The sequence below is a fragment of the Amycolatopsis orientalis DSM 40040 = KCTC 9412 genome, from assembly GCF_000478275.1.
Taxonomy (GTDB): domain Bacteria; phylum Actinomycetota; class Actinomycetes; order Mycobacteriales; family Pseudonocardiaceae; genus Amycolatopsis; species Amycolatopsis orientalis.
This window is the reverse complement of sequence record NZ_ASJB01000017.1, coordinates 91,651-116,141: the sequence shown is the minus strand read 5'-3', so window position 1 is coordinate 116,141 and position 24,491 is coordinate 91,651. Positions and strand designations below refer to the sequence as shown.

Sequence of the window (24,491 nt, the reverse complement as noted above, 5' to 3'; positions counted from 1 at the left end):
GCTGGAGACTGCCCAGCGTGCTGCGGCCCGTCCTCGACCCGTCACCCGCCGAGTGGATATCCTCCAGGCTCGGCGGGACGTTCGGCGCGGCCAGCCGCACGGTCCCCCGTGGCTATGCCGCCTACGCCCGGATCTGCCATCCGGCCGAACGCGACCGCGGTGGCTGGGCGAGCTGGAGCGAAGCCGCCGCCGAAACCGGACGGCGCGTCCACGGCACCATGCAATGGCACGCTCTCGTGGGCTCCCCGGATCCGGTGAACCTCACCGGCTCGCTCTGGCGAGGCTCCCCGCCCGGTCGCGGCAGCCTGCCGTCGCACAGCCTCACCGCCCTGCTGGCCGTCCTCGGCGACCATACGTCCACTTCGGACACCTGGTTCTGCCTTTGGGAAGGCTACGGCTGGGCGGATGAGGCCACCCTGTCCCGCGAGCAGCTGGAAGCGCCACGCCTGCGGCATCCCGGCCGCGACTACCTGCTGTTCGCCGGACCACTGACGTCGGCGACGGAACTCGGCTGGCGGCCGCGGCCGAACTGGTTCGAGGCGCAGTCGCCCAACCTCTTCTGGCCGGACGACCGCGCGTGGTGCGTGGCCACCGAGGTCGACTTCGACTCGACCCTCGTCGCCGGGGAGGAGGCCCTGATCGACGCGCTCGTCAAAGCACCCAGTCTGGAAGCCTGGCGCATCGAACCCGACACCTCACTCGCCGCGGACGCCGACCGGATCAACCATCTCCCCTGACGACTACGCGGAGTGATCCCAGACCGCAGTCCAGAAGACCCCCGGGCGGGGCTGAAGGGGCCCTTCACCGCATGCGACGCGGCGAAGGGCGCTTTCCCCGCACCGCATGCGACGCGTGAAGCCCGGCGCATTTAGTCGACTAAATGCGAGGTCAGGAGCGGCGTGCAGCACGAGCGCCCAAGTCACAGGCTCCCGAAAGACCTGGTCGTGAGTGACAAGTGCCGTTCTAACGACACTTAACGCTCACGACCCCCGAAACCCAGGACGAAGGGGGCTGAAGGGGCCCTTCACCGCATGCGACGCGGCGAAGGGCGCTTTCCCCGCACCGCATGCGACGCGTGAAGCCCGGCGCATTTAGTCGACTAAATGCGAGGTCAGGAGCGGCGTGCAGCACGAGCGCCCAAGTCACCGGCTCCCGAAAGACCTGGTCGTGAGTGGCAAGTGCCGTTCTAACGACACTTAACACTCACGACCCCCGAAACCCAGGACGAAAGAGGGCTGAAGGGGCCCTTCACCGCATGCGACGCGGCGAAGGGCGCTTTCCTCGCATCGCATGCGGGGAAAGCGCCCTTCAGCCCGCAGCCGCCCTTCAGCCCACAGCGCCCTTCAGCCGCGGCGGGCGTCAGCGCGGCGCGGCGTCAGCGCGGCGCGGCGTCAGCGCTCTTCGATCGCGTCCACCTTCGACGGGTAGAACGCCACGTGGTCCTTGATCTCGGCGACCGCGTCATGCGGCGCCTCGTAGGTCCACACGGCGTTCTCGGCGACGCCGTCACCGGCGCGGATGCTGTAGTACGACGCGTCACCCTTGAACGGGCAATACGTCGAGTGCTCCGTCCGCTCCAGAACGCCGAAGTCGACGTCGGCGCGGGGGATGTACTGCACCGGAGGGTAGCTCGCCTCCTGCAGTGTCAGCGCGTTCGCGCTGTCCGCCACGACCTTCCCGCCGACCGTGACGACCACCCGCGCCTTGTTCGGCGCCACCGTGATCGGGTGGTCCGCGCTGGGCTTCAGCACCTTCTTGTCAGACATGGATCAGCTCCCTCGGGGGTTTCCGATACCGGGCACAGCGACGGCGCCCGCGCGGATATTCCCCTCAGGGCAGGTAGTACATCGGGTTCGGCAGCTTCACCGGGAACTCCGCGTAACCGCCTTCGAGGTCGCTGAACTGGTCGCCGAGGTTGAGCACGATGGTCGCCCCCGTCGCGGCGATGTGCTTCCGCGTGCCCGCCTTGTACTGCACGGTGGTGCAGGTGAGCCCGCACGGCAGGTAGTCCGGCGCGGTGGTCTTCGGCTTGAAGAACGCCCCCGCGGGCGCCGGGAAGCCCTCGTTCGCGAGGTTCTTGAGCGACTGCGGGCCCTGGAACTCGTTGCGGCCGGTCAGGAAGTAGATCTTGACGCCGCGTTGCGCCGCCCAGTTCGCCAGTTCCAGCACCGGCTTGTTCGCGACGAAGGTGCCCTTGTCGATCGCTTCCTGCTGCTTCTTCGGGTCGAAGCCGAAGTCGTTGTCGGCCTCCCAGCCGTAGGTGATCTCGGAGGTGTCGTCGACGTCGAGCACGATCGCGGGGTTCTCGACGCCGCGGTCGAGCCGCCTGGCGAGGTGGCGTTCGGCGTCCTCGACCTGGCGCTTGGTGTCGGAGACGAACCGGCTGGTGTCGGAGTACCGGTGCTTGCCGTCGCTGCCGACGACATCGCCGTAGTAGGCCTTAACGTCGAGTTTGACCTGGCCGATGTTGGCGGGCTCGTGACCACGCCGCCAGGAGGCGTCGTCGGTGTTCGCGACGGCGGTGGCGCCGCCGGCGAGGACGGCTCCGGCGGCCGCGGCGGCGGCCAGTTTCAGCAGACCGGTGAACCGGCTCATGGAAATGCTCCTCACGTCAGCTGTGCGCGGCAAAGGAACGCTACTCCAGAACGACCGATTCTGGTCAGTACCAAAGTCGCTTCTTCACCACCGCGAGGTTTCAGCTTGCGGCGCAAGGCATCCGGGTCTATGTCGAGACCGCGGACGAGGATCTCCAACCGACCGATATCGTGTTTTTTCAGCAGTACACGAAGATTCTTCTCACTGTACGGTCCGTACTCGAATACCCGGAACGCCCGGATTCCCGGCGGCGGAACGTCCCCGGTCAGGTACGCGATGCGTTCGTCGAGCTGCCACAACCCATGCCGGGCCGCGTAATGCCGCACGAGTCCGGCCCGGACGACGGCACCGTCCGGGTCGACGATCCATTCACCCGGCTCTCGCAGGGGGATCTCGTCGGGGTCGGCGTCGGTGACCGTCCACTGTGCACCGTCCGAACGCAACACTGTCGCCCGGCGCGACACCGTCGAGCCCACGCCGCGCCACAGGCACGCCTCGCGGACCTGACCGTCCAAAGAGACCAGTTCGACCTCGTCCGCCCAGGGCGCGATGGAGAAATCGAGCCCCGGCGCGCATTTGACCGACAGCTCGCGGCCCGCGTACGCCTCGACGAGGCCGTCCAGCGGCGGCAGGAAATCGGCGGGCTTCCACGCCCGGCGTCCGGCGGAGTCACGGCGCGCGGGATCGGCGACGACGACGGAAGACCGGCTGACCGGCCGCAGCGCGTCGGCCCGCACCAGGACCGGCGACACCCCGGCCTCGGTGGCGTTGTGCCGCGCCATCGCCAGCCGGACCTCGTCGAGATCCGACCCCAGGGCCCGGGAGGCGACGCGGGCGATCTCGATCAGGTCCGCGCCGACGGAACAGGTCACGTCGTGGACGTCACGGCCTGCCAGCCGCGCGGCCCGATGCCGGGCGACCGCGGTGGCGCTGGCCTGCTGGAGCGCGTCGCCGGTGAACAGCCACGAGGTCGCCGAGTCCAGTTTGGACGACGACTTCCGCCGCAGCACCACCGTTTCCAGCACCGCGGCCGCGTGGTCCGGGGCGATCCGGCGCACGGCGGCGACGTCGGCGATACGCGTCTTGTCGGTCAGCGGCAGGGACGAGCATTCGGCGAGCGCCGCGCTTCCCGCGCCGGAGCGCAGGAAGGCGACGTCGTCGAGCGTGAACTGATACGGCAACCTACGGCCGCTTGGTACCGGTGATCATCACGTTGTAGAACAGCTCGCGCGGCAGCACCTTGGCGAGCAGCTTCTTGTCCAAAGCGGACAGCCGCAACCAGAGCCGGTACGCGAACAGACGCCAGCGCAAGGTCAGTTTCTCCTGCGGCACGGCGGCCTCGAAGGTCCGGATCGGCCAGCCCGCGAGCGCGGCGGCGAACTCCTCGGTGACCGCGCGGACGTCCTGGGCGCCCGCGCCGCGGGCCATCGACTCGAGTTCGGACGGGTCGAACGTGTGGATGTCGACCACGGCCTCCAGCGCGGCCGCGCGGGAGGACTCGTCGAGTTCCTCCTGCGGACGGCGCCAGCCGTTCAGCACCGGGAGCTTGGTCAGGTTGGTGGTGAGGTACCAGGTGATCTGGCCGAGTTTGCGCGCGTAGAAGTCGCCGACCTTGGTCGGCTCCCCCGCGAAGACGAACCGGCCACCCGGCTTCAGCACCCGCAGCACCTCGGCGAACGCCGCACGGACGTCCGGGATGTGGTGCAGCACCGCGTGCCCCACCACGAGGTCGAAACTGTTGTCCTCGTACGGGATCCGCTCCGCGTCGGCGACCCTGCCGTCGACGTCGAGGCCGAGGTTCTCGGCGTTGCGCAGCGCGACCTGGACCATGCCCGGCGAGAGGTCGGTGACCGACCCCTTCTTGATCACGCCGCCCTGCATCAGGTTCAGCAGGAAGAAACCGGTGCCGCTGCCCAGTTCCATCGCGGTCGGGTACGGCTGGCCGTCCTCACCGGCGACCGCGTTGAACACGTCGGTCGCGTAGGAGATGCACCGCTCGTCGTAGGAGATGGACCATTTTTCGTCGTAGGTCCCGGCTTCCCAGTCGTGGTAGAGCACGTTGGCGAGCTTGGGGTCGTCGAAGGCGGCCTTGACCTCTTCGGCGGTGGCGTGCGGGTTCGGCGCCGGATCGTTGACCTGGGTCATCGCGCTACTTCCCCTCGAAGGTGGCTTTGCCAGGGCCGTTCTCGATGAACGACTTCATGCCGTTGCGCTGGTCTTCGGTCGCCCACAGCGCGGCGAAGAGGTGCGATTCGAGCTTGAGGCCGTTCGCGAGGTCGGTGTCGAGACCGCCGTCGATGGCGGCCTTCGCGGCGCGGAGCGCCACGGCCGGGCCGTTCGCGAACTGCGAGGCCCACTTGTGCGCGGCGGCGTAGACGTCGTCCGGCGCCACGACCTCGTCGAGGATGCCCAGGGCCAGCGCCTCTTCGGCCTTCACGAACCGGCCGGTGAACACGAGGTCCTTGGTCTTGCTCGGGCCGATGAGCCGCGCGAGGCGCTGCGTGCCACCGGCACCGGGGATGACGCCGAGCTGGATCTCCGGCTGGCCGACCTTGACGTTGTCGCCGGCGATCCGGCGGTCCGCGGTCAGCGCGAGTTCGAGGCCCCCGCCGAGCGCATAGCCGGTGATGGCCGCGACGACCGGCTTCGGGATGTTCGCGATGGTGGCCAGCGACGCGGTCAGCGCCGCGCCGAACTTCGCGATCTCGGGGTAGGTGCGCTCGGCCATCTCCTTGATGTCCGCGCCGCCCGCGAAGGTCTTCTCACCGCCGTAGAGGATCACGGCACGCACGTCGTCGCGCTCGGAGGCCTCACGGGCCGCCTCGGCCAGCTCGGCCTGCACCTGGTTGTTCAGGGCGTTGACCGGCGGGCGGTCCAGCCGGATCGTACCGACCCCGCCTTCGACCTCCAGGCTTACGAACTCTCCCACGCCAGTCCTCCTCAACGGGCCGTCCACAACGACAGAGTGCAGGCTACCGGTCAGTACGACCCGTCAGCGGCGACGGGCGAAGAAGCGATCACCGGACCGTTCGAGCAGCAGATCCTGGTCGAACGTCTTGGACAGGTTGTCGCTGGTCACGACGTCGTCGACGAGACCGGAAGCGACCGCGCGGCCGTCGCGCAGCAGCAGCGCGTGGGTGAATCCGGGCGGGATTTCTTCCACGTGGTGGGTGACGAGCACCATGGCCGGGGCCTCCGGGTCGAGCGCCAGCTCCGAAAGGCGCGCGACCAGGTCCTCGCGGCCGCCGAGGTCGAGTCCGGCGGCCGGCTCGTCGAGCAGCAGCATCTCCGGGTCGGTCATCAGCGACCGCGCGATCAGGGTCCGCTTGCGCTCGCCCTCCGACAGCGTGCCGAAGGTGCGCTCGGCCAGATGCGGGATGCCCAGCGCGGCCAGCAGTTCGCGGGCGCGGTCGGTGTCGAGGCTGTCGTATTCCTCACGCCAGCGGCCGACGACGGCGTATCCGGCGCTCACCACGACGTCGAGGACGCGCTCCTCACCTGGCACCCGCTGGGCGATCGCGGCCGAGGTGAACCCGATCCGCGGGCGCAGCTCGAAGATGTTGACCTTGCCGATCCGGTCGCCGAGCAGGTCGACCGTTCCCGAGGTCGGGTGGAGTTCGGCCGCGGCCAGCCGGAGCAGGGTGGTCTTGCCCGCGCCGTTCGGGCCGAGCACCACCCAGCGCTCGTCCAGTTCCACGGTCCAGTCGAGGTCGGCGAGGAGGTCGTTGCCTGTTCGGCGGACCCCGACACCGGTCATCCTCACCACGAGGTCGTCAAGTTCGCTGGGCTGGATCGGCTCGCTCACGCGCCCATTGTGTCCGCACACGCGCGCGCGTGTGCACCGGGCCGCCGGTCCGCGGAAAGCGGCTGGTCCAGGGAGTGGGACGAGGCCACCCGGTCGCGGCGGCTGTGGCACCATCGGCATCGTGATCAGGTCCGTGTCCGCCGCCTTCCCCGTCATCGGGGGCTCTTTCTGGCGCCGCCGGACCATCGACCTGCTCCTCGTCGCCTCGTGCGGGTGTACCACCGCGCGACACGGCTGAGTTTCCTCTTCTTCCGACGGCACGTGTGCCGTGGTCCCGTGTCGCGCCGCGTTCGGCCCCCCTTTCGCCAGCCCGCGAACCTCCACGAGGAGCCCTACGTTGACCACGTCCATCACGCCCCGCCAGGACTTCGAGATCCACCCTCGACTGATCGACCCGCTGCTCCCGGACCTGCTGCGTCCCGAACGCCTGCTCTGGACGCCCCGGGAGCTGGCCGAGCTGACCTCCACCGTCGTGACCGAACTGACCACGAGCCTGCGCGACCTGCTGCGGTTCGACGAGGAACGCCGCTGGTGGGCGCGGCTCGCGCTGACCGACGGCGTCGAACTGTGGCTGCTGTCCTGGCTACCCGGCCAGCAGACCAAACCGCACGACCACGGCGGCGCGTCCGGTTCGTTCACCGTGCTGCAGGGCGAACTCGGCGAGGAGTACCGCTACCCCGGCGGCCCGATCCGGCGCCGCACGCATGTCGCGGGCGAGGCCATCGGCTTCGGCGCGGGGCGCGCGCACCAGGTGACCGGCATCGGCACCGAGCCATCCGCCAGTGTCCACGCGTACTCGCCGCCGCTGGTGGCGACGCGTGAGTACGTCACCCTCGCCGACGTTCCCGCCGAGATCCCGTCGCTGACCCCGATACTGGGCGCATGAGCTCGATCGAAGAACTGCTGGCCTCCGCCCGGTCCGGCGTGGACCGGCCGGAGCCCGAGCGGGCATCGCGGCTGCAACGCGACGGCGCCCTGATCGTGGACATCCGCCCGCAGGTCAACCGGTCCGAAGAGGGCGAGATCCCGGGCTCGGTGATCGTCGAGCGGATCCACCTCGAATGGCGCCTCGCGCCGGACAGCGAGTGGCGGCTGCCCGAGGTGAACGCCGATTCGACGGTGATCGTCGTCTGCAACGAGGGGTACGCGTCGAGTCTGGCAGCCGCCGACCTGCGGCGGCTCGGCCTGCCGGGTGCGACCGACCTCGAAGGCGGGTTCCGCGCCTGGCGCTCGGCGGGCCTTCCGGTCCGGGAGGGTGGCACGCCCGCGGTCCCCTAGCGGCGGACCGTCAGCCGCGCGATCGAGTCCGGGGAAAGCGGAAGCGCCGCCTGGATCCCGGCACCGGGCACCGGACTGGGGTTGACCAGGACGCCGGTCGACATGCCCCGTCTGGCGGCCGCGAGCACGACCTCGCGGCCGGTCCGGTGCCGGACCCGGCCCCAGCCGGCGCCGGTGGCCGCCCGGTACTCGGCGAGCAGGCGCTCGTCGGTGAAGACGCAGAACCAGTCGCCGTACCCGCCGAGGCGGGCCGGGATCGGTGCGCCCCCTTCGTCCGCCGGGCCCCACACCGTGCCGTCGAGGAACATCCGCATGGCCGTGGGCCCGGGGGCGGGCGCCTCCCGTTCCGGCCGGACGTTTCCGGCCATCCACCGTGCGGCGAGCCGGAAGTCCTCGCCGGTGAGGTCCTCCTGGAAACCGTCGAGGCTGTTCTTGACGTTCCCCAGGAACTCGTAAAACCGCCGGGTGCAGGTGCGCTCGGAAACCGCGACCCGGCCGCGCCCCACCATGGCGCGGATCCGGCCGACCATGCCCGACGCGCCGTCCGCCGGATCCACGCCGAGGTTGTAGGCGGTCCAGACGATCTCGGGCATGAGCGGGTCGGCGAACCGTTCGAGGACGCGGTTCAGCCGCAACAGGACGATCTCGCGCACCCTGCCGGGTTCGGCGCCCTCGGCGATGCCCCAGATGTCACGCAGTTCGGGTCCGAGTGCCTCGGCCAGCCCGTCCTGCCGGATTCCGGCGCGGGCGTGGATGTGGTGCAGCCGGTCTTTGGCCCGGCGCGACGCTTTCGTTTCCTTCGCCGAAGCCACCATTCCTCCGCGTTTCAGGACAGGCCCGGCAAAGTCTATTTCACCGGCGTTTTCTCCATTGTCCGATGGAAAGCGAAGAGCAGGGTTTTCCTTTGTTCGGCACCGGCTTGACAACCCACGAAATGCGGCAGGCGGGAGGGGGTCAGGCCAGGACGACGCGGGCGAGTTCGGCGGGAGTCGCGAGCAGACGGTGTTTGGGCAGCACCCGGACGGTGTAGCCGATCGAGCCGGGGTGCGGCAGCTTCAGCCGGACGGCGAACGCGCCGATCCCGTCGCCGGACATCCCGACGGTGACCGGGTCGCTCAGTTCGTCCCCGTCACCCACCTTCCCGACCACGGCCTGAACGTCCACTTCGGACGGATCGAGGCCGGCGAGATCGATCCGCGCCCGGATGGTCACCTCGGTGCCGGTGACCATCGGCGCGTTGTCCTCGACGAGCAGTTCGGTGTCGAAGACCCGCACGCGCGGCCAGGAGACGTCGAGTTTGGTCCGGTAGTCGGCCAGCGACAGCGCGCCGCGGTACCCGTCGCCCGTCGCCTCCGCGACCATCCGTGACGCGGGCAGGTAGCCGGACTCGACGTACTCCCGCACCATCCGCGACGCCTGCACGCGCGGCCCCAGGCTCTCCAGCGTGTGCCACACCATCGACAGCCAGCCGCCGGGCACGCCGTCGGCGTCGCGGTCGTAGAACAGCGGTGCGATCTGGTGGCCCAGCAGGTCGTAGAGCGCCGCGGCCTCCAGTTCGTCACGGCGCAGCGGGTCGGTGACGCCGTCCGCGGTCGGGATCGCCCAGCCGTTGCTGCCGTCGTAGCACTCGTCCCACCAGCCGTCGCGGATGGACAGGTTGAGGCCGCCGTTGAGCGCGGATTTCATCCCCGAGGTCCCGCACGCCTCCAGCGGGCGTACCGGCGTGTTCAGCCAGACGTCGCAGCCGCGGTAGAGGTAGCGGGCCATGGACATGTCGTAGTCCGGCAGGAAGACGATCCGGCGCCGCACCTCGGGATCGTCGACGAACCGGACGATCTGCTGGATCAGCTGCTTGCCGCCCTCGTCGGCCGGATGCGATTTGCCCGCGACGACGAGCTGGATCGGGCGCCGCTCGTCCAGCAGCAGCGCACGCAGGCGCTCCGGGTCGCGCAGCATGAGCGTCAGCCGCTTGTACGTCGGTACACGGCGTGCGAAGCCGACGGTCAGCACGTCGGAGTCGAAGACCGTGTCGGTCCACCCGAGTTCGAGCGCGGACGCTCCGCGCTGCATCCACGCGGCCCGCACCCGCCGCCGCACCTCGGCGACCAGCTTCTCCCGCAGTTCCCGTCGCAGCGCCCACAGCTGCTCGTCGCTGACGCCGTCGCGCAGCGGCCTGCCCTGGGTGCCGTCGAGACCCCACTCCTCGTGGTTGCGCCCGAGCAGCGCGCTCAGTTCGCGTGCCACCCAGGTCGGCCCGTGGACGCCGTTGGTGACCGACGAGACGGGTACCTCGTCGAAGTCGAACCCGGGCCACAGCCGGGAGAACATCCGCCGCGACACCCGGCCGTGCAGCGCCGAGACGCCGTTCGCGCGCTGCGCGAGCCGCAATCCCATATGCGCCATGTTGAACAGACCGGGGTTGTCCTCCGCGCCGAGCGCCAGCACACGGCGTGGGTCGACGTCCGGGACGAGCCTGCCATCGGTGAAATACCGCTGGACGAGGTCGACGGGGAACCGGTCGATCCCGGCGCTGACCGGGGTGTGCGTGGTGAACACGGTGCCGGCGCGGACCGCGGGCAGCGCCTCGTCGAAGGCCAGCCCGTCGGCCTGGATGATCTCGCGCGCGCGTTCCAGCCCGAGGAATCCGGCGTGGCCTTCGTTGGTGTGGAACACCTTCGGCTGCGGATGCCCGGTCAGCTCGCAGTAGCGCCGCACCGCGCGGAAACCGCCGATGCCCGCCAGGATCTCCTGCCGGATGCGATGGTCGGCGTCGCCGCCGTAGAGCCGGTCGGTGACCGCGCGCAGGTCCTCGTCGTTGGCGTCGGTGTCGGTGTCCAGCAGCAGCAACGGGATCCGGCCGACGCGGGCCTTCCAGATCTGCGCGTGCAGCGTGCGCCCGGCGGGCATCGCGACGTCGACCAGCACCGGCTTGCCGCCGTCGGTCAGCAGTTCCAGCGGGAAGGCGTTGGGGTCGATGACCGGGTAGTGCTCGACCTGCCAGCCGTCGAGCGACAGCGCCTGCCGGAAGTACCCGGCGCGGTAGAGCAGGCCGACGCCGACCATCGGCACGCCGAGGTCCGACGCCGCCTTGAGGTGGTCACCGGCGAGCACGCCGAGGCCGCCGGAGTAGTTCGGCAGCGCCTCGGTGACACCGAACTCCATCGAGAAGTACGCGACGGCGGACGGCAGGTCCGCGTCGTTCTGCTTCTGATACCAGCGGGGCTCGGCGAGGTAGCGGTCCAGATCGGCGACCGCCTCGCGCGCGTGGGCGAGGAAGGCGTCGTCGACGGCCAGCTCGTCGAGCCTGGCCGGTGGCAGGGCGGTCAGCATCCGCAGTGGGTCGCGGACCCGGTTGAACAGCTCCGCGTCCATCGACGCGAACAGGTCACGGGTGGGCGGATGCCAGGTCCAGCGCAGATTCGTGGCGAGGTCACCGAGGCCGGAGAGCGACTCCGGCAGGCTCGCGCGGACGGTGAACCGGCGGACTGCTCTCATGAGGAGCGACCATATCGCCACAGTCCCCACCTCGCTCAAGACCCACTTCGGGGATTACCTGCACGCTCGCCATAAGCGCTGGGTATGGTCCCTGCTTGCCGGAGTACGCGGCCCGGTCGGGGCCCTGACGACAAGCGAGTGAACATGATCCAAGGGGGAGTGCTGGGCTTTCGGCGCCCGGCTCTGATCGCGGTCGTGGCGGTGCTGGCCCTCGGGCTGAGTGCCTGCAGCGACAAGGGCGGCACGGGAACCGGCAAGGACGGCAGCCAGCCGGGAGCCGGGGACATCGCCGGACTGCCGGTCACGCATTTCGAAAGCGGGCTGAAGCCGGACGCCCCGAAGCCGGACCTGCAGGTCCGCAACGAGGACGGCTCCGAAGACGACACGCTCGCCATCGCCGCGATCGCCGACGCGCAGACCTACTGGAGCGAGGTCATGCCGCGTGACTTCGGCCAGCAGTACGAGCCGCTGAAGTCGCTGCTGTCCTACAGCGCGCGGTCCGACACCGAAGAGACCGAATGCGGCAGCGTCAAGGGCCTGGTCAACGCCTTCTACTGCCCGCCGGACGACTCGGTGGCGTGGGACCGCGGCGTGCTGCTGCCGATGCTGCGCGAACGGTTCGGGAAGATGGCGAGCGCCGTCGTGCTCGCGCACGAACTCGGCCACGCCGTGCAGTACCGGCTCGGCGAGAAGGCCAACATCAAGAAGAACACCCCGTCGATCGTCAAGGAACAGCAGGCCGACTGCTTCGCCGGCGGCTACTTCCGCTGGGTCGCCGAGGACAAGAGCAAGTTCTACCGCGTCTCCACCTCCGAGGGCCTGAACCAGGTCATGGCGTCGCTGTTCCTGATCCGCGACCAGGCGGGCACCAGCGCGACCAAACAGGGCGCGCACGGCACGGCGTTCGACCGCACGTACGCGTTCCAGGTCGGGTTCGAGAAGGGCCCGAAGGAATGCGCGGCGATGAACGAGGAGAACATCAAGGCGCGGATCACCGAGCGCCCGTTCGACAAGGGTGACAAGGGCAAGGGCGACTCGAAGCTCGACGCCCAGATCATCGGGATCCTGAAGAAGAGCCTCGACGACGCCTTCAAGGGCGCCGGTGTCCCCGGCCCGGAGATCACCGAGGACGGCAACGGCAGCTGCCCCGGCGGCGTCAGCACCCCGCCCGCGTCGTACTGCGCGTCGAACAACACCGTCAGCATCGACATGGCCAAGCTGCGCGAACTCGCCCAGCCGGTCGATCAGCAGGCGGAATGGGAGAGCGGGCACAGCGAGGGCAAGGGCGACTTCGCCGCGTTCTCGGAAATCGCGTCCCGCTACGCGATGGGCATCCAGAAGGGTGTCGGCGCGTCGATCGACAACGCGAACGCCGGTCTGCGCACCGCGTGCCTGGTCGGGGCGTGGGCGAAGGCCAGCTCGGTGCCGGGCGCGACCCTGCGGCTTTCGGCCGGTGACCTCGACGAGGCCATCTCCGACCTGCTGAGCCCGGAAAGCCTGGTCTCGGCCGACGTCAACGGCAAGCGGGTGGAGAACGGTTTCGAGCGGATCGAGGCACTGCGGAAGGGCTACCTGGAAAGCTCGTCGGTGTGCTCGACCCAGTACGGCTGATCGTGAGCGGTCCGGTCGTCGCTTCCTGAAGTGCTATGAAAGGTCCTTTCCTTGCAAATTTCGCAAGGAAAGGACCTTTCATCTCATCCAGGGGTTGCGATACCTCAGTAAAGGGCGCTCGCCAGATCCCGTCGCGCCTTCATGACCCGCTCGTCCGCCGAGTCGAACAGTTCGAACAGCGCCACCAGGTGCTCCCGCACCTTGTTGCGGTCGTCGCCCGCCGTCCGCCGCACCGCCGCGATCAGCCGCGCGAAACCCGCCTCGGGCTGCTGCCCGGCGACCTCGAGGTCGGCCGCGGCGAGCTGCGCGTCGAGGTCGGCCGGGTCGGCGTCGGCCTTCGCGATCGCGTCCGGGCCCGCGGCTTCGGCGCGCGCGGTGAACTTGACCTGGGCGAGCGCGGTCTTGGCCTCCTCGTTCGCCGGCTCGACGTCGAGAATGCGCTCGTAGGCCGCCTGCGCCGCGGCGAAGTCACCGCGTTCGAAGGCCTCTTCGGCCTCCGTGAACCGCGGGTCTTCCGGCTGTTCGACGCCGCCGCCGTTCTGCTCGGCGGCCGCGATGCCGGGGAGCTTGTCCCGCAGCGCGTCGAGGAGCGAACCGAGCCACTTGCGGATCTCGGGTTCGGGCAGCGCGCCGGAGAACGCGTCGACCGGCTGGCCGCCGCCGATGGCGATGACCGTCGGGATCGACTGCGCGCCGAAGAGCTGCGCGATGCGCGGGTTGGCGTCGACGTCCACCTTCGCGAGCACCCAGGCACCGCCGGATTCGGCGGCGAGGCGCTCCAGCACCGGGCTGAGCTGCTTGCACGGGCCGCACCATTCGGCCCACAGGTCGACGACCACCAGCTGCCGCAGGGACCGCTCGACGACCTCGGCCTGGAAGGTCTCCTCGGTGACGTCGATCACGGCGCCGCCCGCGGCCGGACCGCCCGGTGCGCCGCCCTCCGCCGAGGGCCGCGGTGGCGCCGGGGGCTGTTTCTGACTCGCTTCTGCTCGTGCCTTGAGCGCGGAAAGGTCGACCGCGCCGGAAAGCGCGGCGGACATCGCCGCCGTCTTCGCTGCTGATCCGCGTGGGTGTGTCACGGTTCCATCCTGGCACGCATCTCCGAGCGTTTCACCGCAGGTGCCCCCGGCTGCCCGCTTGGCAGGACGGGCCCGTTCCGGCAGGCTCGCCAGGAGGGGGTGATCGACATTCCGACCCGCAGGACGGCCACCGTGGCCGTCGCGATCGCCATCGCCGTCACGTGGGTGGCGGTGATCACGGTACTGATCGCTCATCAGCCCGACCCCGGCGTCGACAGTCCGGGGCAGCTCCGGGAGGACCTCACCACCGCGCTCAACCGGCACGACGTGGAGGCCCTCTCCGGGCTCATCGACTACCCGCCCGCGGCGGCGGGCGACTTCGCGAAGTCCTATATCGACGCGTTGACCGACCGCGGCGCCCACGACGTCACGGTGAAGTTCGCCCCGGACGATCTCGCGCCGACTTCGGCGACCGTCAGCGGGAAACTGGGCGATGGCCGTTCCTTCGGCTATCCGGTCGCCATCGCGGTCAAGGACAAGCTGTGGCTGGTCTCCTTCACCCCACCACTCCCCTGACCTATTCGCTCAGGTGCTTCTCGACGCGCTCCACCTTCGCGGTCAGCTGGCCTTCGTAACCCGGCCGGATGTCGGCCTTGAGCACCAGCCCGACCCGCGACGAGCCTTCACCCGCGGCTTCGACGGCCCGTTTGACGACGTCCATGACCTCGTCCCAGGAGCCTTCGATGTTGGTGAACATGGCGTTGGTCGAATTCGGCAGGCCGGACTCGCGGACCACCTTCACCGCACGGGCGACCGCTTCGCTGACCCCACCGTCCTCCTCGGACGCGGACGGGCTGACACTGAAGGCGACGATCATGTTCTGCTCCTCGTTCAGACGCTTTTCCCACGCATAACACCCGGTCGTGCGGCGTGGCACGGGTACCCGCTGGTAACTTCGAACGCCATGAGCCGTCCGTTGCCGTTCGACCCGATCGCCCGCGCGGCGCAGCTGTGGGAGGCCCGCATCGGGCCGTCCTCGACCATGGCCGCGGTGACCGGGATCATGCGCGTGCAACAGATCATCCAGTCCGCGGTGGACGGCGCGCTCAAACCACACGGGCTGACCTTCGCCCGGTACGAGGCATTGGTCCTGCTGACCTTCGCGCGCGCGTCCCATCTGCCGATGCGCGTGATGGGCGAGCGGCTGCAGCTGCACCCGACGAGCGTCACCAACATCGTCGACAGGCTCGAAAAGGACGGGCTGGTCAAGCGCGTCCCGCATCCGACCGACCGCCGGACCACCTTGGTCGAGATCACCGACGAAGGCCGCGTACGCCGCGAAGAGGCCACCAAGGCGGTCACCGAAATCGACTTCGGGCTGACCGGGCTCACCGGCAAGCAGACCGAGCAGCTGACCGAGTTGCTCACCAAGGTCCGCAAGGCCACCGGCGACTTCACCGAATAGCGCGTGAAGGCCCCCTTCCCTCGGCTCAACCGAGGGAAGGGGGCCTTCACGCGCTTTAAAGGAAGATCAGGCCGCGACGGTTTCCGGGGTCTTGGCGAACAGGCCGACACCGCCGTGCGACAGCCGCTGCGGGCCGTCGAGCTTGCCGTTGCGCAGCGCCCAGGACTCGAACAGCCAGGTGAACAGCGGCGGGATGCTGGAGAGCAGCGCCAGGATCAGGGTCTTCGGGCGCCAGCCGAGCGGCTTCGCCACGGACAGGGAGACCAGCACGTAGAGGACGAACACGACACCGTGCACCATGCCGAGGACGGGAACGCCGCCCTCGCCGAGCTTGACGGCGTACTTGAGGAACATCCCGACCAGCAGCCCGGCCCAGGAGAGGGCTTCGGCTACCGCGGCCACGCGGAATACTAGAGCGGCCTTGCTGGACACTTTCTCCTCCTGTGGGGTCTCACCACTATGTGTGTGCACATGACTACGTCCGACGAGCACTGTCCAAGGCGGACTCGCCAAGAACGTCAACAGCGCTGTCGGACGTGGTAATACCAGTGTGAGGCGTGACGCCCCTCACCGGAACACCGGGGGCCGTGATGCTTCTCACGACCCCCGGTGCGAACCGGTCTGAACCAGTCGGATCACCCCGCGCAGGGCGACTTCGGCGCACCTTCGGGGCCGGTCGCCCAGGTGGCCTTCGCCGCGTCTCCGGTGAGCTTGAAGTCCAAAGTGGTCCCTCGCGTCAACTGTTCCAAACCGACATACGCCCGCTGCGATCCGGCTCCCAGCCCTTGGACGTATTGGAGCTTCGCCGGGTCGGCACCGTCGGCCTTGATCGTGATGTCGCGGCCGTTCTCCAGATGCACCACCGACTTCTCGAACCTCGGCGCGTTCAGCACGAACTGCCCGGTCCCCGGCACCGCCGGATACAGGCCGAGCGCGCTGAAGACGTACCACGCGGACATGGTGCCGAGGTCGTCGTTACCGGTGACTCCGTTCGGCGCGTTGGTGAACAACGTGTGCGCGGCGCGCACCACGGCCGAGGTCTTCCACGGCTGCCCGGTCAGCGTGTACATCCAGGGCGAGTGCAGATCCGGCTCGTTGTTCGGGTTGTAGCGGAACTGGTTGTAGTAGTTGTACGGGCCGACGACCCATTCCTCGCGCACGGTCTTCGCCGGATCCTTGACCAGATCCCCGTAGGCGAAGAAGTCGTCGAGCCGCTTGCCGACGTTCTCCTTGCCGCCCATGCGTTCGACGAGACCGGGGACGTCCTGCTGGGTCAGCCACTGGTACTGCCACGACGTGCCCTCGTGGAATCCGTCCTGGCTCTGCGGGTCGAACGGCTTGCCCACCGGGCTGAACCAGTCTCCCCCGGAGACCTTGGGCCGATAGAACCCGGTGAAACCGCGGTCGGTCACCGAGGAATCCCACAGGGTGCGATAGGTGCGGGCCTTGTCGGACAGGGCTTTCGCGTCCGCCGTCTTGCCGAGGCCGGCGGCCATGATGGACAGCGAGCAGTCGGCGAGCGCGTACTCCAAGGTGGCGGAAGCGCCGTGGTTCGGGTCGGTGTCCTGACCCTTCTTCGGGAAGTCCGGGTCGTACTGGACGAACCCGTCCTTCTGGTAGCTCGCGTTACCCGAACGGCCCTGGAACGGCGACGACGCGGGCGGGATCTCCCGCGAGTTCTGCAGAAGCGCCTGGTACGCCTTCAGTTCCTGCCCGGACAGCGCGCCGAACCGCCACAGGTCGACCAGGAACGGTGTGACCGGGTCGCCGGTCATCGTGTTCGTCTCCTGGTTCGCGTACGCCCAGCGCGGCAGCCAGCCGCCCTGGTCGTGGATGGCGAGCACGGATTTGGCGACGTCCTTCGCGCGCGACGGCCGCAGCAGCGCGAGCAATTGGTTCTGTGTGCGATAGGTGTCCCACAGCGAGAAGAACTCGTAGTAGGTCCAACCCAGCGCCCGATGGATCTTGTCATCGAAACCGCGGTAGCGGCCGTCGGCGTCGTTGCCGGTCAACGGCTGCAGCAGCGCGTGATAGAGCGAGGTGTAGAAGACCGTGCGGTCGTCCTTGGCCGCGCCGTGGATGTCCACTGAGGACAGTTCCTTGCGCCAGGCGCGCTGGGCGCCGTCGCGGACCGCGTCGAACGACCGGTTCTTCTCGGACGCGAGGTTGAGCCGGGCGCCGGAAGCGTCCACATGGGAGATCGCCGTCGTCGCGGTGACCTGGCCACCGCCGAAGGTCAGCCAAGCGCCGCGCAGGCCCTCGCCGCCGGCGGACTCCTTCGAACCCGGCGTACCGCCCGTCGGCGACCAGGTCCCGAACGACTTGAACGGCTTGTCGAACGTCGTGGTGAACCAGGTCTTGTACGGCTTCCCGCCGCAGAACGCCTGGGACTCCACCATTCCCTCGACCGTCCGGTCCCCGACGACGCGGATCTGGCTCGCCGTCACCGGCTCCTTGTCGTTGGCCTGGCCGACGTTGACGAAGACGTTGGCGTCCCCGGATTTCGCGAAGGTGTACCGCTCGACGCCGGTCCTCGTGGTCGCGGTGGTCTCCGCGTCGACGCCGCCGTAGCCGGTGAGCCGCACCTTGTAGTAGCCGGGTTTCCCGACCTCGCCCTCGTGGGTGTAGGGCGACGCGTACTTCTTGTGGTCGAAGGTCTCGGGCTTGCCCGTGTCGAACGCCGCGCCGGGGCCGACCGCGCCGGTGGTGGGCAAGGTCGACACGAGGCCGCCCTGCTCCCAGCAGCCCGCGCCGGACAGGAAGAAATGCCCGAAGCCGCGGATCGCGGTGTCGTCGTAGCGATAGCCGGCGTAATGCGACGAGATCGGACTGACCGAGGTCATCCCGAAGGGCGCCGAAGCGCCGGGGAAGGTGTTCCCGTCGTCCTTGGTGCCGATGAAGGTGTTGACCGCGTCCACGGGGTCGCCGCCGGGCGCCGCCGCCGCGACGGGCGTGAAAAGCCCGGCCGGGACGACGAGCGCGGTGAGCAACCCGGCGACGCGGGTCGAAGTGCGTGCAGGCATGGGAAAGGCCGCCTCCTGACAACGTTGTCGCTGCCTGCTCACCTTCGACAAGAACAGACCACCTGGTCAAGAGGTCCGCCAAACCCTGTCCGATTCAGGACAGCGGAAGTACGAAAGCCGCGACCCGCACCGTGCCGGATCCCGACTGCCGCAGCCCTTCCAGGACGATCTCGGTCGGCTCGTCCTCGATGTCCAGTTCGACCATCTCGCGGGTGACGTCCTCGCCCGCACCCAGCTCGGTGGCCAGCGAATCGCCGTCGATCAGCAGGCGCACGCGGCCCACGGTTCCCGCACCCGCGACGGTCTCGACGATCAGCCGCACCCGGCCCGGCGTGACGAAAGCGCGCAGCAGGGGCTCCCATGTCGCGGACTCCGTGCCGGGCCAGTCCGACGGCCTCGCGGGCGCGAAGGGCTCGCCCAGCGCGGGCCCCGGGGACACCGGCCGGTAGAACTCGCTCATCACGCCAGTATCGAGGTGGGCAATAACGGTTCGAACTCGGAAAGTGTCTTCCCGGCGAACCGGGCATTGACATCACCGCGTCGCTGGCGTTCAATTCCCGCCACTATGACAACGTTGTCTTCCAGCGGCCCGGACAACGGCCACCGCACCACCAGCCGACGGGCCACGATGAGCGACGTGGCCCGGCTCGCCGGAGTGAGCATCAAGACCGTCTCGCGGGTCGTGAACGACGAGCCCGCCGTCCATCCGGACACCGCCGAGCGGGTCATGGCGGCGATCGAGCAGCTCGGCTTCCGGCGCAACCTCGGCGCGCGGAACCTGCGGCGCGGTTCGACCACCGGCACGATCGGCCTGATCGTCGAGGACGTCGGGAACCCCTTCTACTCGGAACTCAACCGGGCCGTCGAACGGATCGCGACCTCGTTCGGGCGCCAGGTGCTGACCGGTTCGTCGGAGGAGAACTCCGATCGCGAACGCGAGCTGGTCCTCGAGTTCTGTTCCCGTCGCGTCGACGGCATCCTGGTCGTCCCGGCGGGGATGCAGCACGGCTATCTGGTCCCGGAGATGCGCGCGGGCACGCCCGTGGTGTTCCTCGACCGGCCCGCCGGCGACATCGTGGCCGACACGGTGCTGGTCGACAACATCGGCGGCACCATCGAAGCGGTCGCCCATCTCGCGAAACACGGCCACCGCCGGATCGCGTTCCTCGCCGACAGCCCGGACATCTTCACCGCGGGCGAACGCCTGCGCGGATTCCGGGAAGGCTGCGTCCGCAACGGGATTCCCTACGACGAGAGCCTCGTCGTGATGCGGACGCCGACCGCCGAGAGCGTCGGCGACGCCGTGCGGCGGCTGCTCACCGGGCCGAATCCGGCCACCGCGGTGGTCGCGGGCAACAACCGGGTCGCCGTGCACCTGCTGCGCGCGCTGGCGCATGAGCGGCGGCGTCCCGCGATGATCAGCTTCGACGACTTCGAACTGGCGGATCTGCTGGATCCGCCGGTCTCCGTGATCGCGCACGACGTGAGCGCGCTGGGCCGGGCGGCCGCGGAACTGCTGTTCGCCAGGGTCCAGGGAGATCAATCCGCACCGAGAAAGGTAGTTCTGCCCGTGCATCTCGTAGCCCGCGGTTCCGGGGAGGTCGCCCCTTCATGAGCGGCCACCTCGAACCGATCCGCCTGCCGGCGAACCAGCCGCCGCAGTTCTACCGCGGCGGGGACGCCATCGCCGCGTTGCGGGGCGCCCCTTCCGAGAGCAAGTTCGGCCCCGAAGACTGGGTCGGCTCGGCGACCACGATGTTCGGCCAGGAGACCAACGGCCTGACCAGGCTCCCGAGCGGGGTCTGGCTGCGCGACGCCGTCCGCGAGAACCCGAACGCCTGGCTCGGTGCCAAACACGTCGAGGCACTCGGCGACTCGACCGGACTGCTGGTGAAACTGCTCGACGCGGGCCAGCGGCTGCCGGTGCACTTCCACCCGTCGGACGCGTTCGCCCGGCGGCACTTCGACTCGCACTTCGGCAAGACCGAGGCGTGGATCGTGGTCGGCACCTACGGCGACGACCCGCGCGTCTACCCCGGTTTCCAGGAGACCGTCGACAAAGCGACGGTCAACGAATGGGCCCGCACCCAGGACGCGCCCGCCATGATCGGGGCCCTGAACAGCGTCGCGGTCACACCCGGCGACACGGTCTACATCCCGGCGGGCCTGCCGCACGCGATCGGCGAGGGCGTGTTCGTCGTCGAACTCCAGCAGCCGACCGACTTCTCGCTGACGCTGGAGTGGCGCGACTTCCTGGCGAACCCGGAGAAGGCGCATCTCGGGATCGGATTCGAAACCGCCATCGAGACACTGGACACCTCGGGCTGGGACGAGGAACGACTCGGCTCGATCGTCAAGCGCACCGCCGGTGACGAAGCGTCCACTGTGGACCTGCTCGCCGACGGCAGTGACGCGTTCTTCCGCGCCGATCAGCTCCGTCCCGCTGCTTCCGGTAGGTCGACAACGTTGTCACTGGATCCGTCGTTCGCGGTGCTGGTCGTCATGGACGGCTCGGGGACGCTCCGCACCGAACACGGCGGCGAGTACGCACTGAGCAAGGGCGAGACCTACGTGGTCCCGTACGACGCCGGTCAGGCAGGCGTGGAGGGCGACGTCACGGTCATCCGCTGCAGGCCGCCGGCACCGGAGAAGAGGGAGCGATCGTGAGCGAACTCCTGCTCGACGCACAGGACCTGGTCAAACGCTACGGTTCGGTGGAAGCGCTGCGCGGCGCGTCGTTCCAGGCGCGGGCCGGTGAGGTCACCGCGCTGATCGGCGACAACGGCGCCGGGAAGTCCACTTTGGTCAAATGCCTGTCCGGCGCGGAGCAGCCGACGTCGGGCAAGATCCTGCTCGACGGCTCCGAGGTGGTACTGGACTCCCCCACCACGGCCCGGCGGATGGGGATCGAGACGGTGTACCAGGACCTCGCGGTCGCACCGGAACTCGACCCGGCCGCGAACCTGTTCCTCGGCAGGGAGATCCACCGCAAGGGGATCCTCGGCAAACTGGGGATGCTGGACAAGAAGGAGATGCGCCGCCAGGCCGTGGACGAGTTCCAGCGGCTCGGCGTGACCTTGCAGAGTCCCGACGTCCCGATCGGCTCGCTGTCCGGTGGGCAGCGGCAGAGCGTCGCGGTCGCGCGCTCGGTCGTGTGGGCCTCGAAGGTCGTGTTCATGGACGAGCCGACGGCCGCGCTCGGCGTGGTGCAGCGCGAACGCGTGCTGGACGTGATCAAGAAGGTGCGGGACAAGGGCATCGCCGTCGTGCTGATCAGCCACAACATGCCCGAGGTGCTTTCGGTGTCCGACCGCATCGAGGTACTGCGGCTCGGCAAGCGCGTCGCCCGGTTCACCGGCTCCGACACGAAACTCGAAGACCTGGTCGCCGCCATGACCGGGGCGCTCGTACAAGAGGAGGCGGCGTGACCGTGTCCACTCCGACGAAGAAGAACCCCGAAATCCAGACCTCTGTGGACGGTGGCTTCGGCAAGCGATCGATCGGCCAGCGGCTGATCGGGGCCAACACCTTCTGGATCGCGCTGGTGCTGCTGGCGCTCATCATCGTGTTCACCGCGATCGCGCCCGCCGAGTTCGCGACGCTGTTCACCTTCCAGACGCTGCTCATCGAGACTTCGGTACTGCTGGTGCTCTCGGTCGGCATGACGTTCGTGATCATCACGTCGGGGATCGACCTCTCGGTCGGTTCCGTGCTGATCTTCGCGGGCATGGTGGCGGGCAAGACGATGGAGGCGCTGAGCCCGGACGGCGACGCGACGAAGGCAGGCTGGGGCGTCATCACCGCCGGGCTCGTGGCGGCGGTCGTCGCGGGCACGATCTGGGGCCTCATCAACGGTTTCCTGATCGCGGTGGCCAACATCCCGCCGCTGATCGTCACGCTCGGCACGATGGGTGCCGCACTGGGTGCCGCGTACCTGCTGAACAACGGGTCCGACGTGCGCAGCGTGCCGACCGAGCTGAACAAGACGCTCGGCTACGGGACCTCGTTCGGCGGGGTGCCGAACCTGGTGCTGGTGGCCGTGGTGATCACCCTGATCGGTGCCTGGCTGTTGCACACCACCAAATTCGGCCGCTACACCTTCGCCGTCGGCTCCAACGCCGAGGGCGCGCGCCGGGCGGGGATCGGGGTGACCGCGCATCTGCTGAAGGTGTACACGCTCACCGGTTTCCTCGCCGGTATCGCCGGTTTCCTCTCGCTGGCGTACTACGCGTCGACGACGATTTCGGCGCACACCACGGACAACCTCAACGCCATCGCCGCCACGGTGATGGGTGGCACGAGCCTCTTCGGCGGTGTCGGTTCGGTGCTGGGCACGGTGATCGGCGTGTTCATCCCGGCCGTGCTGAAGAAGGGCTTCAACATCACGCAGGTCCAGGACTTCTGGCAGATGATCGCGGTCGGCGCGGTGCTGATCGCCGCGGTCTGGTTCGACCAGCGGCGCCGTCGTCGCCGCAATTCTCGTTGACCCTCCCCGCCCCACCACCACCCTCAACGGAACTGCTTCGCAACGTCAATCCGAATCCATGCACAAAGAGGTGCAATCACCATGAAGAAGACCCTGCTCGTCACCGGTGCCGCCGTTTCCGCGGCCCTCCTCTTGACCGCCTGCGGCGGCGGCACCGTCGGCGGATCGTCGTCGGGCGACTCCGGCGCCAAGACCACCAGCAAGAAACTGTCGCTGATCCCGGGTGTGCAGGCCGAGCCGTTCTACATCTCGATGCAGTGCGGCGCCGAGGCCGAGGCCAAGAAGGCGGGCTACGAGCTCACCACGCAGGCGCCGCAGAAGTTCGACGCGGCCATGCAGACCCAGCTCGTCAACGCGCTGGGCTCCAACCCGCCCGCCGCGCTGCTGATCGCGCCGACCGACGCGCAGGCGATGCTCGCCCCGATCCAGCAGGTCAAGTCGCGTGGCGCGAAGATCATCGAGGTCGACACCGCGCTGAAGGACACCAGCGTGGCGGAGTCGTCCATCTCCTCGGACAACGCCGAGGGCGGCAAGCTCGCCGCCAAGACGATGTCGGAGCTGGCCGCGGGCAAGACCGGTTCGGTGCTGGTGCTCGACACCATCGCGGGCACCTCGACCACGAACACCCGCGCGAAGGGCTTCGAGGACGAGCTGAAGAACTACCCGAACCTGAAGTCGGCGGGCGTGCAGTTCACCCAGAACGAGCCGGACCAGGCCGCGTCCAAGGTGACCGCCGCGCTCGCGTCCACCCCGGACCTGATCGGCATCTTCGCGACGAACCTCAACACCGGCGAGGGCGCCGCGACCGGCCTGCGGAACGCGGGCAAGATCGGCGCGGTCAACCTGATCGGCTTCGACGCCTCGCCGTCGGAGATCGAGGGGCTGCGCAAGGGTGAGTACCAGGGCCTCATCGCGCAGGACCCGGCCGCCATCGGACAGCAGGGCGTGCAGCAGGCCATCGCGGCGCTGGAGGGTAAACCGGTCACGCGCAACCTGACCGCTTCGCTGCACTCGATCACCAAGGCGAACATGGACGCCAACGCGCAGTACTTCTACAAGCAGAGCTGCTGACGCGCTTCGGTAACGCCATGAAAGGTCCTTTCCTTGCAAATTTTGCAAGGAAAGGACCTTTCATGGCGTTCGGGACCCACTCACTCCGCGAGCTCGACCACTCCAGCAGGCGCGAAGAGCGTGAGGGCCGCATACAGCCTGGCGCCCCCACCCAGGTGCCCAAGCACGTACACGTACTCGTCACCCTCGAGCAGGAGGTCCGGCCCGGAACCGGTCCATTCGAGCCGGTAGTGCCACCAGTGCATCCACCGCCCCACCCGCCGCTTCTCCCGCCACACCCGCAGCCGCGTGACCTCGGTCCACCGCACCTCGAAGTCCACCTCACGACGCCCGACGGCGAATCCGGCCGCGGACACCGTCAGGAACTCGGCCGAACGCCGCAGTCCGAGCAGGATCAGCCCGGCGAAAGCCACGCTGAGCAGGCCGAAAAGCACCCCGTACATCGCCTGCGAGCCGGTCTGCCTCGCCAGCCCGGTCAGCGAGACGACGACGGCCGCCACACCGCCACCGCCGAAGACCACGAAACCGACGAGCGCGAGCCGTCGCATCACGACGTCGAGCCGGAGCACCACGGTATCCCCAACGACCATGCCCGGAGCGTAACCGCCGGAACCACGCACCGACGTTAGGATCTAGCCCTCGA

25 protein-coding genes are annotated in these 24,491 nt (G+C 68.9%); 11 read left to right on the top strand and 14 right to left on the bottom strand.

Features of this window, described 5'->3' with window-relative positions; translation table 11 throughout:
• Nucleotides 1–17 precede the first annotated feature (17 nt).
• The gene (locus L324_RS05480; RefSeq protein WP_037304682.1) at nt 18–737 is read left to right on the top strand and encodes a hypothetical protein; all 720 of its coding nucleotides are present in this window, start codon (nt 18–20) and stop codon (nt 735–737) included.
• A gap of 654 nt (nt 738–1,391) precedes the next feature.
• Here L324_RS05480 and L324_RS05475 read toward each other — a convergent pair.
• The 6 genes from L324_RS05475 to L324_RS05450 form a co-directional block, all read right to left on the bottom strand.
• Nucleotides 1,392–1,766, bottom strand: a complete 375-nt coding sequence (locus tag L324_RS05475) for a DUF427 domain-containing protein (protein WP_037304680.1) — start codon at nt 1,764–1,766, stop codon at nt 1,392–1,394.
• Nucleotides 1,767–1,830: 64 nt separating this feature from the next.
• Complete coding sequence (locus L324_RS05470) at nt 1,831–2,595, bottom strand: HAD family acid phosphatase (protein ID WP_037304677.1); 765 nt, start codon at nt 2,593–2,595, stop codon at nt 1,831–1,833.
• 11 nt (nt 2,596–2,606) lie between these two features.
• The gene (locus L324_RS05465; RefSeq protein ID WP_037304674.1) at nt 2,607–3,776 is read right to left on the bottom strand and encodes a class I SAM-dependent methyltransferase; all 1,170 of its coding nucleotides are present in this window, start codon (nt 3,774–3,776) and stop codon (nt 2,607–2,609) included.
• Between the two features lies 1 nt (nt 3,777).
• The gene (locus tag L324_RS05460) at nt 3,778–4,740 is read right to left on the bottom strand and encodes a class I SAM-dependent methyltransferase (protein ID WP_037304672.1); all 963 of its coding nucleotides are present in this window, start codon (nt 4,738–4,740) and stop codon (nt 3,778–3,780) included.
• A 4-nt stretch (nt 4,741–4,744) separates the two neighbouring features.
• Nucleotides 4,745–5,524: an enoyl-CoA hydratase/isomerase family protein gene (locus tag L324_RS05455; protein ID WP_037304671.1), complete on the bottom strand. Its 780-nt coding sequence runs from the start codon at nt 5,522–5,524 to the stop codon at nt 4,745–4,747.
• Nucleotides 5,525–5,587: 63 nt separating this feature from the next.
• Nucleotides 5,588–6,400: an ABC transporter ATP-binding protein gene (locus L324_RS05450; RefSeq protein WP_020630953.1), complete on the bottom strand. Its 813-nt coding sequence runs from the start codon at nt 6,398–6,400 to the stop codon at nt 5,588–5,590.
• Nucleotides 6,401–6,737: 337 nt separating this feature from the next.
• Between L324_RS05450 and L324_RS05445 the strand changes: the two genes are divergently transcribed.
• Both L324_RS05445 and L324_RS05440 read left to right on the top strand, forming a co-directional pair.
• Nucleotides 6,738–7,286 (top strand): cysteine dioxygenase, encoded by a 549-nt coding sequence (locus L324_RS05445; RefSeq protein WP_037304669.1) that lies wholly within the window; start codon nt 6,738–6,740, stop codon nt 7,284–7,286.
• Nucleotides 7,283–7,678 carry a rhodanese-like domain-containing protein gene (locus tag L324_RS05440; protein WP_037304667.1) on the top strand — a complete coding sequence of 132 codons (396 nt, stop codon included), beginning with the start codon at nt 7,283–7,285 and terminating at the stop codon, nt 7,676–7,678. Before L324_RS05445 ends, L324_RS05440 begins: the two co-directional genes overlap by 4 nt.
• Here L324_RS05440 and L324_RS05435 read toward each other — a convergent pair.
• On the bottom strand, nt 7,675–8,493 hold the full coding sequence (locus L324_RS05435) for a hypothetical protein (RefSeq protein ID WP_037304665.1): 819 nt from the start codon (nt 8,491–8,493) through the stop codon (nt 7,675–7,677). The genes L324_RS05440 and L324_RS05435 overlap by 4 nt on opposite strands.
• Before the next feature lie 139 nt (nt 8,494–8,632).
• Nucleotides 8,633–11,173, bottom strand: a complete 2,541-nt coding sequence (gene glgP, locus L324_RS05430) for an alpha-glucan family phosphorylase (protein WP_037304664.1) — start codon at nt 11,171–11,173, stop codon at nt 8,633–8,635.
• 144 nt (nt 11,174–11,317) lie between these two features.
• On the opposite strand from glgP, the gene L324_RS05425 reads away from it, so the two are divergent.
• Nucleotides 11,318–12,784, top strand: coding sequence for a neutral zinc metallopeptidase (locus L324_RS05425; protein WP_037304867.1), 1,467 nt, complete (start codon nt 11,318–11,320; stop codon nt 12,782–12,784).
• 104 nt (nt 12,785–12,888) lie between these two features.
• Here the strand turns inward: L324_RS05425 and L324_RS05420 are convergent, their stop codons facing one another.
• Nucleotides 12,889–13,863 carry a tetratricopeptide repeat protein gene (locus L324_RS05420; RefSeq protein ID WP_037304662.1) on the bottom strand — a complete coding sequence of 325 codons (975 nt, stop codon included), beginning with the start codon at nt 13,861–13,863 and terminating at the stop codon, nt 12,889–12,891.
• A gap of 99 nt (nt 13,864–13,962) precedes the next feature.
• Here L324_RS05420 and L324_RS05415 point away from each other — a divergent pair, with 99 nt between their 5' ends.
• Nucleotides 13,963–14,379, top strand: a complete 417-nt coding sequence (locus L324_RS05415) for a hypothetical protein (RefSeq protein ID WP_037304660.1) — start codon at nt 13,963–13,965, stop codon at nt 14,377–14,379.
• Between the two features lies 1 nt (nt 14,380).
• On the opposite strand, the gene L324_RS05410 is transcribed toward L324_RS05415, so the two are convergent.
• Nucleotides 14,381–14,680: a thiamine-binding protein gene (locus L324_RS05410; protein ID WP_037304658.1), complete on the bottom strand. Its 300-nt coding sequence runs from the start codon at nt 14,678–14,680 to the stop codon at nt 14,381–14,383.
• A gap of 87 nt (nt 14,681–14,767) precedes the next feature.
• Here L324_RS05410 and L324_RS05405 point away from each other — a divergent pair, with 87 nt between their 5' ends.
• Nucleotides 14,768–15,268, top strand: a complete 501-nt coding sequence (locus L324_RS05405; protein WP_037304656.1) for a MarR family winged helix-turn-helix transcriptional regulator — start codon at nt 14,768–14,770, stop codon at nt 15,266–15,268.
• A gap of 66 nt (nt 15,269–15,334) precedes the next feature.
• Here L324_RS05405 and L324_RS05400 read toward each other — a convergent pair whose 3' ends face one another.
• The 3 genes from L324_RS05400 to L324_RS05390 all read right to left on the bottom strand — a co-directional run bounded on the left by L324_RS05400 (nt 15,335) and on the right by L324_RS05390 (nt 18,751).
• Nucleotides 15,335–15,700, bottom strand: a complete 366-nt coding sequence (locus L324_RS05400; RefSeq protein WP_037304653.1) for a DUF3817 domain-containing protein — start codon at nt 15,698–15,700, stop codon at nt 15,335–15,337.
• Nucleotides 15,701–15,903: 203 nt separating this feature from the next.
• Complete coding sequence (locus L324_RS05395; protein ID WP_037304652.1) at nt 15,904–18,291, bottom strand: GH92 family glycosyl hydrolase; 2,388 nt, start codon at nt 18,289–18,291, stop codon at nt 15,904–15,906.
• 94 nt (nt 18,292–18,385) lie between these two features.
• On the bottom strand, nt 18,386–18,751 hold the full coding sequence (locus tag L324_RS05390) for a hypothetical protein (RefSeq protein WP_037304651.1): 366 nt from the start codon (nt 18,749–18,751) through the stop codon (nt 18,386–18,388).
• Between the two features lie 168 nt (nt 18,752–18,919).
• Here L324_RS05390 and L324_RS05385 point away from each other — a divergent pair, with 168 nt between their 5' ends.
• From L324_RS05385 to L324_RS05365, 5 genes are all read left to right on the top strand, one after another.
• Complete coding sequence (locus L324_RS05385; RefSeq protein ID WP_037304649.1) at nt 18,920–19,906, top strand: LacI family DNA-binding transcriptional regulator; 987 nt, start codon at nt 18,920–18,922, stop codon at nt 19,904–19,906.
• The gene (locus L324_RS05380; protein ID WP_037304647.1) at nt 19,903–20,958 is read left to right on the top strand and encodes a class I mannose-6-phosphate isomerase; all 1,056 of its coding nucleotides are present in this window, start codon (nt 19,903–19,905) and stop codon (nt 20,956–20,958) included. Before L324_RS05385 ends, L324_RS05380 begins: the two co-directional genes overlap by 4 nt.
• A complete protein-coding gene (locus L324_RS05375; protein WP_037304646.1) occupies nt 20,955–21,719 on the top strand; it encodes an ATP-binding cassette domain-containing protein in 765 nt (254 codons plus the stop codon). The genes L324_RS05380 and L324_RS05375 overlap by 4 nt, the downstream gene beginning before the upstream one ends.
• Entirely contained in the window at nt 21,716–22,777 is a 1,062-nt protein-coding gene (locus L324_RS05370; protein WP_051173650.1) for an ABC transporter permease, read from the top strand. The genes L324_RS05375 and L324_RS05370 overlap by 4 nt, the downstream gene beginning before the upstream one ends.
• 81 nt (nt 22,778–22,858) lie before the next feature.
• Complete coding sequence (locus tag L324_RS05365; protein WP_037304645.1) at nt 22,859–23,848, top strand: ABC transporter substrate-binding protein; 990 nt, start codon at nt 22,859–22,861, stop codon at nt 23,846–23,848.
• An 80-nt stretch (nt 23,849–23,928) separates the two neighbouring features.
• Here L324_RS05365 and L324_RS05360 read toward each other — a convergent pair whose 3' ends face one another.
• Entirely contained in the window at nt 23,929–24,438 is a 510-nt protein-coding gene (locus L324_RS05360) for a hypothetical protein (protein ID WP_235783405.1), read from the bottom strand.
• Nucleotides 24,439–24,491: the final 53 nt, after the last annotated feature.

Bases quoted from the DNA above. Each gene is read 5' to 3' on its own strand.
- L324_RS05475 (WP_037304680.1), bottom strand. From the start codon at position 1,766: ATGTCTGACAAGAAGGTGCTGAAGCCCAGCGCGGACCACCCGATCACG.
- L324_RS05470 (WP_037304677.1), bottom strand. From the start codon at position 2,595: ATGAGCCGGTTCACCGGTCTGCTGAAACTGGCCGCCGCCGCGGCCGCC.
- L324_RS05460 (WP_037304672.1), bottom strand. From the start codon at position 4,740: ATGACCCAGGTCAACGATCCGGCGCCGAACCCGCACGCCACCGCCGAA.
- L324_RS05440 (WP_037304667.1), top strand. From the start codon at position 7,283: ATGAGCTCGATCGAAGAACTGCTGGCCTCCGCCCGGTCCGGCGTGGAC.
- L324_RS05435 (WP_037304665.1), bottom strand. From the start codon at position 8,493: ATGGTGGCTTCGGCGAAGGAAACGAAAGCGTCGCGCCGGGCCAAAGAC.
- glgP (WP_037304664.1), bottom strand. From the start codon at position 11,173: ATGAGAGCAGTCCGCCGGTTCACCGTCCGCGCGAGCCTGCCGGAGTCG.
- L324_RS05425 (WP_037304867.1), top strand. From the start codon at position 11,318: ATGATCCAAGGGGGAGTGCTGGGCTTTCGGCGCCCGGCTCTGATCGCG.
- L324_RS05410 (WP_037304658.1), bottom strand. From the start codon at position 14,680: ATGATCGTCGCCTTCAGTGTCAGCCCGTCCGCGTCCGAGGAGGACGGT.
- L324_RS05405 (WP_037304656.1), top strand. From the start codon at position 14,768: ATGAGCCGTCCGTTGCCGTTCGACCCGATCGCCCGCGCGGCGCAGCTG.
- L324_RS05395 (WP_037304652.1), bottom strand. From the start codon at position 18,291: ATGCCTGCACGCACTTCGACCCGCGTCGCCGGGTTGCTCACCGCGCTC.
- L324_RS05390 (WP_037304651.1), bottom strand. From the start codon at position 18,751: ATGAGCGAGTTCTACCGGCCGGTGTCCCCGGGGCCCGCGCTGGGCGAG.
- L324_RS05385 (WP_037304649.1), top strand. From the start codon at position 18,920: ATGAGCGACGTGGCCCGGCTCGCCGGAGTGAGCATCAAGACCGTCTCG.
- L324_RS05380 (WP_037304647.1), top strand. From the start codon at position 19,903: ATGAGCGGCCACCTCGAACCGATCCGCCTGCCGGCGAACCAGCCGCCG.
- L324_RS05365 (WP_037304645.1), top strand. From the start codon at position 22,859: ATGAAGAAGACCCTGCTCGTCACCGGTGCCGCCGTTTCCGCGGCCCTC.
- L324_RS05360 (WP_235783405.1), bottom strand. From the start codon at position 24,438: ATGGTCGTTGGGGATACCGTGGTGCTCCGGCTCGACGTCGTGATGCGA.